The sequence below is a fragment of the Pararhizobium capsulatum DSM 1112 genome, from assembly GCF_030814475.1.
In the GTDB taxonomy this organism is placed as follows: domain Bacteria; phylum Pseudomonadota; class Alphaproteobacteria; order Rhizobiales; family Rhizobiaceae; genus Pararhizobium; species Pararhizobium capsulatum.
Map to the genome: position 1 here is coordinate 35,147 of NZ_JAUSVF010000005.1, position 11,641 is coordinate 46,787.

Sequence of the window (11,641 nt, forward strand, 5' to 3'; positions counted from 1 at the left end):
GGGAAAACATCCAACCGATGTCCCGGAAACTTCAATCTAAGATCCAAAAAACAAAACCGTGAGTTGCGATTGACGTTTTGTTGCCAGCGAAGGGATGTGCAAAAACATCTTCCGGGGTACGCAAGCTGAAATGGCCGGTAAAGCGGAGCCTAAAAATTGGGTCACATGCCCTTGCGGATCTGGGTGAGTGTTCGGGTTGGCGTAAGCGCTTCAGGGTCGAGGCGTAGCTCGATTATCGCCGGCTTTCCGCTCTCCTGCGCTCTCTCAAACGCGCTTGCGAATTCTTCCGTCTGGTGCAGAAATGCGTTTCAAACTGCGTCACCTACCAAAAATTTCTGCCAAAACAGTCTCCGTAAGATTTTTATAATTTATCATAACAATTCATATGCTTAGCTTGTACTGTTGTTTGCGTTTTCGTGTGCTTTTCACACAAAGCCCGTGATTTTCACCTCATTTCTCTACCGCGTCTCAGCCGCCTCTTTGTCGCAGCTAAAAGTTTTGGAGATTTGGCCGCCGTTTTCCGAGATAGGTTGGCTTGACTGGCGGCTTCATCGCTTTGAGCGCGTCCGAGCGGCACATGCGGGACGATCATTGCGATCAAAGTCTAACAGGTTGCTACAAAACTCATTTGTTCACGAGACGTATCGGATGCGCAAAGGGTACAAATCGGAATCCAATCGTGTATGCCGTTCTATTTTGCAGCAACCTGTTAGGACCCTTTGCGCGTCGGATGTCATGGTCGCCGTAATACCTGCACCTCATTTCGTTATTCCCCCGCCAAGGGCTGCGGGACGTTATCCGCCGCCGCGAGCGCCTGAAGCGCAAGGGAAACGTCCTCCGCCGAGAAGGGTTTTTCCAGCAGGATAAACCCTGGCTCGTTTCCAGGCGCCATAGGATCGAGATTGGAGAGCGTTGCCCCGGTTACGGCGACGATCCGGCCCTTCAGCTGCGGTTGCAGCGAAAGCGCCTGCCGGGCTAGATCGGCCCCGTCCAGGCCGGGCATGCGCAGATCGGTGAACATGGCGTCGAAACGTATTTCGCGCAGTAACGCCAGCGCCTCGTGGGGGGAGGGCGTGATGGTGGTCGCGTGGCCTTCCCGCGCGATCAGCTCGGCGAGGCTCGCACCGACATCGGGTTCGTCATCGACGACCAGCACGGTCATGGCCTTGCCTTTGGTCGTGGGCCGGGTCGGAGCGGCCTCGGCATGGGTGCGGGCGGCGGGCAGGGTGATCTCTATGCACGCGCCGGGCAGCGCGCCTTGGGCCAGTGCGATGCTGCCGTCATGGGACTCGATGACGTTGCGGGAAATCGACAGGCCGATCCCTGTGCCGATATCGACGGACTTGGTGGTAAAATAGGGCTCGAAGATCCGCTCGGCCAACTCCTTGGCGATGCCCGGACCGTTGTCCTGAAACCGGATGACGATCTCATCGGCTTCCGCCCGCGCGGTCACCTGGATCAGACGCGACAAAGGTTGGCCGGTCAGCGCCTGCTGTGCATTGATCGCCAGATTGGCAAAGACCTGCCCCAGCAGGTCACGATCACCCAGGACCGGCGGTAGGTCGTCGGGCAGGTCGAAAACGGTCTCGACCCCGGAACTGCGCAGACCATAGCCCACCACCTCAAATGCGTTGAGGATGACCTCGCCGATCGCCAGCAATTGCCGCTGCGGCGGCTTCTGCCGGGCCATGGCCAGAAAGCTTTTCACGATCCGGCCGCAGCGGTCGGCGGCGGCGCGGATGCGTTCGCCGCGCACCCGCATCTCGGTGTCGGCGGTTTTCTCGGCCAGAAGCGTCGCCTGCGCCACGACAATGGCCAAGGGGTTGTTCAACTCATGCGCGACCCCCGCCAGTAGCGAGCCCATGGCCGACAGCTTTTCGACCTGATAAAGCCGCTCCCGCCCCTCTTGCATCTGGCGTTCCAATTGCTTGGCCTCGGTCAGGTCGCGCAGATGCGACACGAACAGGCTCCGCCCGGTGGCCAGCCGCACCTCGGTCACCGTCAGTTCGATCGGCAGCAGCGTGCCCGTGCGGTTCCGGCCCTGCAGCTCAAGCCGCTTGCCGATCACGTGGGCGGCGCCGCCCTGCAGATAGCGGGTCAGGCCCTGTTCATGCGCGGTGCGGAACTGGTCGGGAACGATCAGCGCACCGACGCTCTGCCCGATCGCCTCTGAGGCCGAATAGCCAAAGATGCGCTCGGCGGCGGGGTTGAATTCCAGCACGATCCCCATTTCGTCCATGACGATAATCGCGTCCAGCGCCGAGACGACGACCGAGCGATAGCGAGCCTCGCGCTCGGTCAGCGCGGCCAGATGGTTCTGCGCGGCCTCTTGCGTCTGGCGATGCTCGGTCAGGTCGAGGGTGAAGGTCAGAAAGCCGGGCAGTTGCGCTTCGCCGGCCTGATAGGGCAGGACCGAAACCTGAAGATAACGTCGCCCCTGGTGAATATAGTCGATCCAGCCCTCGAAGCGGCCGAATTCGCTGCGCCGGATGGCGGGGGTCACCCGTTCATATTGCAGGACGACCTCAGGCCCCAGAATCTCGGCCACGTGGTGGCCGATGACCTGATCGCGTGTCAGCTCCAGAAAATTCAGGAATTCGACGTTCACGTCGCGATAGATCAGGCCCGCATCCAGATAGGCGACCCGCAGCGGCACCCCATCGACCATCGCCCGCAGGTGGCTGGTCTGCGCGACATGGCTGCGCGCGGCTTCGCCGATCTTTTCGGCCAGCGTGCGAAAGGGCGCGGGCAGGCCCTGGGGCGGCGGGGCCGTGGCGGCCAGATCGGGCGGCATGGCGCCAAAATCGGCAAGCTGCACCACCGGACCGACAAAACGGCGGGTAAAGGCCCGCATGACCAGTGCCAAAAGCGCCGCAAGCCCCAGAAGCAGGATCGTAAAGGGCATCAGCCGCTCCAGCGCCATCCGGGTGACCGAGGCATCGGGGATGCTGACGATAAGCCGCCAGGGCGTCCCCGCAATGGGATTGGCTAGGACCAGATCCGCGCCGCGCCGGACAAAGCCGCTTTGGGTCAGCGACAGGTCGGTCGCGCCGAACATCTCGCGTGCGGGAACCGGAGCGGGTGCATGGGCGGCGCGGCCGTCGGCTGTGGCAATCAGGTTGCCGTGCTGGTCGACCACTGCGAATTGGCCCGCGCTTTCGGGAAAGCCACCCAGCAGGGTCGAAAGATGCGACAGCAATACATCGGTGCCGACGACGCCGCGAAAGCGCTCGCCGCTCCAGACCGGGGCGGCATAGGTGACCATCAGCCCGGCGCCGCCCGCATCGACATAGACCGGCGACCAATAGGCGGATTTTTCCGGGTCATTCCGGGGCAGGCCCAGCGTATAAAGCGGATAATCGAAATAGCCCTGCAAGGATTGGCGCGGCGTGTTCGGGTCGATCATCGCCGAGGGATCGCTCCACGGGTAGATGGCGACGAAGCCGCGACTCTCCGAGAAAAAATAACTCCAGCGCAGATAAGGGCGTGAGGCCTGCATCGCGCGGGCCAATGCGAAAAACGGGGTGACGGCGGTGATCTCGCGGCGGATCGACGGGGTCATGAGGGCGGGATCGCCCACGATCAATCCCCGCTCGGCGCCGGGCTGGCGAACTTCGGGAGGCCAATCCAGCGGCTCGGCATATTCGGGCAGGGCTGCCTCGCGCGTCAGGTTTTGTGCGACGAAGGCGCGCATCGTGTCGATATGGGTATCGACGACATCGGCGATTTGCTCAAGCCCGGCCCGGCGCTGCACCTGCGCATTCTCAATATCTTTCAGGATCGTCGCACGGGCATTGCCGAATTCGCGCAGACCCAGAAACAGCACCGCGCCGAACAGCGGCACGGCGGCGGCCAAAATCAACCAGCCAAATTGGCGACGCAGGCGTAGGGCGGGGCTTTTTGCGCTCACGGTCCACCGTTGGTTTCAAAGATATAGCCCAGGCCCCGGATCGTGCGGATATAGATCGGACGGTCGCTTTCGGGTTCGATCTTGCGGCGCAGGCGGGCGATGCGCACATCGATGCGCCGTTCGCTTTCACTGTCCATCGCGTCTTCGCCTAGCAATTCGATCAATTGCCCGCGCGGCAGGATGCGGTTCGGGCGCCGGGCCAACACGGCGAGCAGATCGAACTCGGCGGCAGTCAGGCCGATCTCGCCGCTTTCCGCGTGAAGCAGGCGCCTGGCGTCGAAGTCGATCCGATAGGGGCCGAAGCCGATCGGGCGGGCGGGCGGAGCCGCCGGGACGGAGGGTGCAGGCGCAGCCGGGGGCGCGGCGTCCAGACGGCGCAACACGCTGCGGACCCGGGCCAGCAGTTCGCGCAGGTCATAGGGTTTCGCCATATAGTCGTCACCGCCGATTTCCAGCCCGACGATACGGTCCATCGGGCTGCCCGAGGCTGAGGCGAAGATGATCCCGGCGCGGCTCTGCCGTCGGAGCCAGCGCGCCAGCGACAGCCCGTCCTCACCCGGCATGGCGATATCCAGGATGGCGACGTCGATCGAGTTTTCCGCCGCCAGCGCGCGAAGCTCGGCGGCATTGATGGCGGTCACGACCTCATAGCCGTGGCCACGCAGATATTCGGCGACAGCCTCCAGAAGATCGATCTCGTCATCGGCGATGGCGACCCTGTAGACCACGCTTCTCCTGCGGAACTGGACATTTGGTTGAGGGACTCATATCATGGTCGTCCATAGACGACCATTAATTTCGAGTGAATCGAGGATGTTGCGGGCCCGTATCCTGATTGCCGAGGATGAGGTGGATTTTGCCGCCCCCCTGGCCGAATTCCTGACTGAGCTTGGCTATGAAGTCGAGAACGTCGAGACTGCCATTGCGCTTGACGTGGCGCTGCGCGCCTGTCCGCGTGACCTGATTCTGCTGGATCTGAACCTGCCCGGTCAGAGCGGATTTGAATTTCTGGGTGACAGCGCGTTGATCGGCAAGGCGGCGGTCATCATACTGACCGGCAGTGCCTGCGCCATCGACAGAATCGTGGGGCTCGAGGCCGGGGCAGACGACTACCTGATCAAGCCGGTCGACCTGCGTGAACTTGCGGCGCGGATCGGCAGCGTGCTTGCCCGCCGGCTGGGCCGCCAGCGCAAGATCGTCAGCTTCGAGCGCGCCAGCGCCGACCTCAGCGCGGCGCGGATTCTTTATCCCGACGGGCAAACCGCGCCCCTCTCTGCCGGAGAGGTTGCGCTGATCCGCGCTTTCGCCGAAAACCCGCATCATGTGCTGGACCGCGGCCGGCTGCTGGAACTGGCTCCCGCCGAGACGGTCGAGGCGCTGGATGGCGCGATCGACAACCGCATCGCCCGACTGCGCCGCAAGCTTGGGACGGCACAGATCGTGACGCTGCGGGGGCGGGGCTTTCGCTATCAGCCGGGCTAGGGGTATTGGTAGCAAGCCGGGCATGAAAAACCCGCCCCAAGGGGCGGGTTCGCAACGTTTGGGGGCCTGCGGCCAAAGCGTGTCGCGATCTTTCAGATTCGCTCGTACGCTTTTGGTCTTTGTTTCTACGCATGTTTTTTCGGGAAACCGGTTCCCACTTTTCCCTGACAAACTCTAGATGTAGAAAAGCTGGTCCATAACCTGCGCGCCAGTGGCGTTTTGCACGAGGACGACGAAATCATCCGCGCCCAGATCGACATGCAGCTCGGTTCCACCAGCAACATCGGTGGTAGTGATATTGCCCTTATAGGCTGAATTGAATTGCAGCTGGTCGAACCCGTCCTGGAAGTCGGTGATCCGGTCCATCCCGCCGCCGGTGACGCCCGAGGTGAAGATGAATTGATCGATACCGTCGCCGCCCGTCAGCAGGTCGTTGCCCGCGCCGCCGTTCAGCTTGTCGTTACCTGCGCCGCCATTCAGCACATCCGCGCCGTCATTGCCGTTCAGCTTGTCGTTGCCGAGCCCGCCCGAAAGCAGGTCCGCCGCGTCGCGCCCCTTCAGCGTGTCATTGCCCGCCAAGCCGTAGAGGCTGCTGCCTGCCTGCGAGCCGGTCAGCTTGTCGCCGAAGGCCGAGCCGTAAAGCGATTCGATATCCAGAAGCACGTCGCCCTGGGCATCACCGCCGGTGCCGGTGCCGAAATAGCCCTGCGTCGCAGTATCCGCAGTGCTGTCCAGTACCACCGTGACGGCAGCGGCCGAATCCGCATAGCTGGCAGTGTCGAAGCCGCCGTCTCCGTCCAGCCGATCCGCGCCGGCACCCCCGGTCAGCATGTCGTCGCCCGCGCCGCCGTTGAGGATGTTCGCCTCGGTCGAGCCAACGAGCTGGTCGGCGGCAATGCTGCCGATCACGTTCTCGAAGCCCGAAATCTTTTCACCCGCGGCATCGCTGCCGCCGACGAAATTGGTCTGCAGGTTTACGCCGATGCCATAGGCATTGGCGGCGAAGCTGACGGTGTCGTTGCCCGCGCCCCCGGTCATAGTGTCCACTCCCACGCCGCCGAGGATCAGGTCGTTGCCCGCGCCCCCGTCCAGCACGTCATTGCCGCTGCCGCCGATCAGACGGTCATTGCCGTCCAGGCCCCACAGCGTGTCGTTGCCCATGCCGCCCGTCATAACGTTGTTCAGCGCATTGCCGCTGCCGAAGAAGCTGCCGGTACCCAGCTTCATCAGGTTCTCGACCTGGGCGCCCAGGACATAGCTGCCGGTCCAGGTCCGCACCTCGTCGGTGCCGCCGCCCGCGGCCTCGATCACCTTGTCCGCGGTGGTGTCGACGATATAGACGTCATTGCCCAGTCCGCCGGTCATGCTGTCGGTGCCGGTGCCGCCATCCAGATAGTCCGCTCCGGCATCGCCGCGCAGGCTGTCTACACCCGCGCCGCCATAAAGCGAGTCGTTGCCGTCGCCGCCGAGGATCAGGTCATTGCCATCCATGCCGACGCCGACATCGTTGCCCGCGCCGCCATTAATGGTATCGGCATCGCCTTCGCCATTCAAATAGTCGTTGCCTGCCTCGCCGACCAGAAGGTCGATGCCCGTGCCGCCCCATAGGCTATCGTCGCCGTTGCCGCCGTTCAGAAGATCGTCGCCGGCATCGCCGCGGACGGTGTCCTTGCCGTCGCCGCCCTGCGCGATGTCCTTGCCATCGCCGCCGGAGAGGGTGTCATTGCCGCCCATGCCGTAAAGAAAGTCTCGCCCAGCCAGGCCGCTCAGCACATTGTCCGTGGCTGAGCCTGTCATGCGGTTGTCGAGGGCGTTGCCGGTCCCGTTGGTGGCGGCGCCGTCGTTCAGCAGGACGAGGTTTTCGACATTGGCCCCCAGCGTATGGGTGATCAGCGAACGCACGGTGTCATCGCCACCGGTGGTGGTCTCGACGATCACGGTGCTGGTCGAGCCGATCAGGTATGTGTCGTCACCGTTACCGCCCTCAAGCCGGTCGCCTAGGCCGCCGGTCAGGCTGTCATTGCCATCCTCACCGTAAAGCGTGTCCGATCCGCTGCCGCCGTCGATCTGGTCGTTGCCGGTGCCGCCCCGCAACGTGTCGTTGCCCGCCCCGCCCTCAAGCGTGTCATTGCCCGCTTCGCCGCGGATATTGTCGGCGCGCTTCGAACCGGTGATGACGTTGTTCAGTGCGTTCCCGGTCAGGTTGCTGCCGCCATCCGGTGTCTCGTAATAATATTTGTCATAGGCGTTGTTATCGACGCGCATATTCTCGATATTGGCGCCCAGCGTGTAGTCGTTGCCCAGAAGCACGACGACGGTGTCGGTGCCGCCATTGGCATTCTCGCTGATGACCACGTCATGCGTCTGGTCGCTGCCGACGTTGATATAGGTATCGTTTCCGGTGCCGCCATAGGCGCGGAAGGTCGAGCCGGGGCTATAGTAGCTATCGACGCCGAAGGTAAAGGTGTCGTTGCCGGCATCGCCATAGGCGGTGATGTCGACGTCGATTATGTTCTCAGTCAGGAAGAACTGGTCATTGCCATTGCCGCCCCAGACCTTGGCATCGGCCTCGACGTACAAGATGTCGTCACCGTCCTCGCCATAGGCGGTGCCGTTGGGGCCGTCGATGTCGATCTGGTCGTTGCCGGTGCCGCCATAGATGAGCGCGGTATCAGCATGCGAGGTGATGTGGTCATCGCCCTGGCCGCCATAGACGGTGGCGTCGCCGGTGTCGTTATAGATGCCCTTGTCACCGACCTCGATGGTATCGTTGCCGTCGCCGCCATAGACGATGTCTTCGCCATCACCCGAGATCAGGACATCGTTGCCCGCTCCGCCGTCCAGAATGTCGTCTCCACCCGCCGAGGTGATCGTATCGACAAGGTTGGTGCCGGTGACGTAATAGCTGCTATTGTCCGGGGCCTTCCAGGTATGGACCGAGCCGGTGAGGGTGATGTGGGTCTGTGACATAGTGCGTTCTCCGAATATCTGTGGGCGGGATTGCCCGAAAAGGATATGCGGAGAGTTCTGCGCCCTCAGTGTTGCAGGGCGGTGCCGGGGCGGCGGGGCGTATGTTACAGTTTTGTTTCACGGCTGTTCAACGCCAAAAAAGAATGCCTCGGGCTGTTTGGGTTAAGATTTTTGCGGTCGCTGCAAGCAGGATGCCATGGATATTCGAGTGATATCTTGCCAGCCCGCTTCCTGCCCCGAACCGGCCGTTGGTTTTGGTCCAAGGCGATGCTTTTTTAGACGGATCACCGGTTAGGTCTTGCCGGGCCGCAATTTTCTATTTCAATGCCATTGATGTCTTGGGGCATTCAAGGCATTGCGGCCTCCTCGATGAGCCAGTCGATGAACGAGTTTACTTCGGCGGTCTCCCGTTTTGCTTCCGCACAAATGCAATAATAATTGTGAAGGGCCGGGACACTGAGTTGAAGCGGTTGCACAAGGCGCCCTTCATTGAGATCACGCGCGGAAACTACTTCATCGCTGAGCGCCACGCCAAAGCCATCTCGGGCGGCCTGGAGCACTATGCCAAAGTCGTCGAAGTGCACATCGGACTCCCCGGCATAAGGGATGCCGGCTTCTGCCTGCCAACGCCGCCATTGCGAACCGTCGTCCTCATGCAGCAGTCGATGATAGGCGAGATCGGAGGGTTGGCGGATGGCGTTAGGTCCACGCAGGAGCTGGGGGCTGCAAACCGGGGTCATGCGGATTCCATGCAGCAGGCGCCACCAGAAGCCCGGCCATGGTGGCATGCCATAAACGATCGCGACATCGGTCTTGCGCCAGTCGACATCGTGAAAGCGGCTGGAGGTGAGAACCTTCAACTGAAAATTCGGGCTTTCCTCCATAAAGGTGAAAAGTCGGGTGGCGAGCCAAGTAACGCCATGAACTTGAGGGATAGAGATGGTGAGCGCCCGCTTTGGTGCTCCGCCATATTGGTGCGTCGATAGCTGGCGCACGCCAGTGTGGATCGCCTCCATGGCATTTGCCACCGAGCGCTGGAGCTGGCTTCCGCTTGGCGTCAAGCCCAGGTGCCGGCCGCGTTTTTGAAAGAGATCGACGCCGAGCGCTGCCTGAAGTGCGCGGATTTGCTGGCTGACCGCACCTGGTGTCACATGCAGTTCCGCCGCTGCCGCGCTGACATTGCCGAGCCGCGCGACGCTTTCGAAGACGCGGAAGGCATGAAGGTTTGGTAGCGCCATTGGTTTCTTCCCTTAATTGGCGTTCAACGGATTAGGAAGTCAGGTCGCGGCCGGGCCGTAACTGCTCGACCACGCGATCCGCCAGCGTGCGCAGGACCTGATCGTTTGCCCGGTCGACGGGGCATACGATGTAATATTCCCGGGCCGCGTTGATCGTCGTTGAGAACGGCTGGATGAGTCGTCCTTCGCTCAGATAGTTTCGTGTCAGGACATCCGAGACCAGCGCCACGCCGCGGCCTTGGACGGCAGAGGCGATCGCCTGCGCCACGGAATTCACCCGCACGCGGGTGTTTCCCTCAAGGCTGATGCGCGCGGCGACGGACCATTTTGCCCATTCCCCGCCGTCGTCTTCGTGCAGCAGCGCCACGGCGCTCAGCTTCCTTTCGCGGTTTCGGAGGTCGAGCCGGGGGAACAGCGTCGGCGAGCATACGGCACAGAGCCGGACCTCGCTGAGCGATCGCCAGTATTTCCCGGTGAAAGGCGGATTGTCGTAGACGATCGCTAGGTCGTTATTCTCCCAATCCACCTCCGCGGCGGTGATCGCCTCGTTGATGGTGAGATTGGAAATGCTGTGTGATTGCGCGAAATCGACGATCGTTGCGGTCAGCCAGGCGATTCCGAGCGCGGTAGGCACGGAGACCGAGAGTGATGCAGGTTGGTCGCCGGCGGTTATTTTCCGCGATGCCCGCGTGGCGCTGTCGAGCTGTCCCAGCGATATGGCGACTGCGTGCGAGAAATCTCCACCCGCCTGAGTGAGGGCGACATTTCGGCCCGACTTCTGGAACAGGACGATGCCCGTCACATCGCTCAGCTTCTTGAGCTGCAACGAAATCGCGCTCGGACTGAGGTTAAGTTCCTCCGCGGCAAGCCGCACTCCGCCGAGGCGCGCGGTGGCTTCGAAAGCGGGAAGATATTGCAGGTAGGGAGGAAGGCGGCTCATCTGGATATCCGGCTGATTGTTTACCTTTATAGAACGATATTGGTGATTTTAAATTGATTTTTTCAAACTGTTAAGAGTGTTATCCCATCGACAAACAGGAGCCCTTTTCATGATCTCGGCAACACCGTTCGACTACCCCTATGATGGCAATCTTGATGCGCACACGACGGCGCTTGTTATCATCGACCTCCAAGAAGATTTCCTCTCCACTACGGGTTATTTCGCCCTGCAGGGTTATGATCCCGCGCCGCTTCGCGCGATCCTTCCCGCGGTGAACCAGCTCATTGCCGCCTGCCGCGAGGCGGACATCCAGATCGTCCAAACGCGGCAGGGCTATCGCGCGGACCTTGCCGATATGACCCCTTATGAAAAATGGCGCCGGCAACGGTCCGGCCTCGAGGGAACGACTGCGCTGCTGCGCTCCAGCCCCGGCTTCCAGCTCGTTCCCGAACTCGACGTGCGCCCGCAGGACATCATTGTCGACAAGACCTGCAACAGCGCTTTCACCTACACCGATTTCGAGCATGTCTTGCGCGCGCAGGGCATCACGCATTTGCTGTTTGCCGGTTGCACCACGGATGTCTGCGTCCACACGACGCTGCGCGAAGCCTGCGACCGGAATTTCCAGTGCCTGACAATCGCGGATGCCTGCGCGAGCGGTGATCAATATGCGCATGAGGCTGCCTTGCACATGGTCACTGTCGAGAACGGCATTTTCGGCGCGCTGACCGATACCGAAGCGGTGCTCAAAGGCCTGACAAATCTTGGAAAATTGACGAAATGAGCGAGACCCAGAAATATGTTTCGCTGATGCGCCTCACGCAGAAGGGGCTTGCCGAGCTGACCGACAGTGCCAAACGCCGGAAGATCAGCGAGGATCGCGTGGCCGCTCTCGGGGGTAGATCGATCGCCTTCTACGCCCTGCTCGGGACCTATGATTTCATGCAGATCTTCGAAATGCCGAGCAATGAAGCGATGATGCAATACGTGCTCACGGCGCGCCGCGATGGCCATGTCGAGCCGCTCATCCTTCCGGCCTTTGATACCGAGATATACGGCCAGATCCTCAACGCGGTGGGCTAGCCAAATGGTTTAGTTTTT

8 protein-coding genes are annotated in these 11,641 nt (G+C 61.6%); 3 read left to right on the forward strand and 5 right to left on the reverse strand.

Translation table 11 applies throughout. The annotated features are described in order from the left end of the window. Nucleotides 1–766: 766 nt before the first annotated feature. Both QO002_RS29325 and QO002_RS29330 read right to left on the reverse strand, forming a co-directional pair. Complete coding sequence (locus QO002_RS29325) at nucleotides 767–3,910, reverse strand: PAS domain S-box protein (RefSeq protein ID WP_307236765.1); 3,144 nt, start codon at nucleotides 3,908–3,910, stop codon at nucleotides 767–769. After that, nucleotides 3,907–4,638: a response regulator transcription factor gene (locus QO002_RS29330; RefSeq protein ID WP_307236766.1), complete on the reverse strand. Its 732-nt coding sequence runs from the start codon at nucleotides 4,636–4,638 to the stop codon at nucleotides 3,907–3,909. Before QO002_RS29330 ends, QO002_RS29325 begins: the two co-directional genes overlap by 4 nt. 43 nt (nucleotides 4,639–4,681) lie before the next feature. Here QO002_RS29330 and QO002_RS29335 point away from each other — a divergent pair, with 43 nt between their 5' ends. Then, nucleotides 4,682–5,392, forward strand: coding sequence for a response regulator transcription factor (locus QO002_RS29335; RefSeq protein WP_307236770.1), 711 nt, complete (start codon nucleotides 4,682–4,684; stop codon nucleotides 5,390–5,392). A gap of 174 nt (nucleotides 5,393–5,566) precedes the next feature. On the opposite strand, the gene QO002_RS29340 is transcribed toward QO002_RS29335, so the two are convergent. From QO002_RS29340 to QO002_RS29350, 3 genes are all read right to left on the reverse strand, one after another. Further along, on the reverse strand, nucleotides 5,567–8,362 hold the full coding sequence (locus QO002_RS29340) for a calcium-binding protein (RefSeq protein ID WP_307236773.1): 2,796 nt from the start codon (nucleotides 8,360–8,362) through the stop codon (nucleotides 5,567–5,569). Between the two features lie 347 nt (nucleotides 8,363–8,709). Further along, complete coding sequence (locus tag QO002_RS29345) at nucleotides 8,710–9,600, reverse strand: LysR substrate-binding domain-containing protein (protein ID WP_307236776.1); 891 nt, start codon at nucleotides 9,598–9,600, stop codon at nucleotides 8,710–8,712. Nucleotides 9,601–9,631: 31 nt separating this feature from the next. Then, on the reverse strand, nucleotides 9,632–10,540 hold the full coding sequence (locus QO002_RS29350; protein ID WP_307236779.1) for a LysR substrate-binding domain-containing protein: 909 nt from the start codon (nucleotides 10,538–10,540) through the stop codon (nucleotides 9,632–9,634). Nucleotides 10,541–10,649: 109 nt separating this feature from the next. Here QO002_RS29350 and QO002_RS29355 point away from each other — a divergent pair, with 109 nt between their 5' ends. Both QO002_RS29355 and QO002_RS29360 read left to right on the forward strand, forming a co-directional pair. Beyond that, on the forward strand, nucleotides 10,650–11,324 hold the full coding sequence (locus tag QO002_RS29355; RefSeq protein WP_307236782.1) for a cysteine hydrolase family protein: 675 nt from the start codon (nucleotides 10,650–10,652) through the stop codon (nucleotides 11,322–11,324). Beyond that, entirely contained in the window at nucleotides 11,321–11,623 is a 303-nt protein-coding gene (locus QO002_RS29360) for a GYD domain-containing protein (protein ID WP_307236785.1), read from the forward strand. Before QO002_RS29355 ends, QO002_RS29360 begins: the two co-directional genes overlap by 4 nt. The last annotated feature ends 18 nt before the right edge of the window (nucleotides 11,624–11,641 follow it).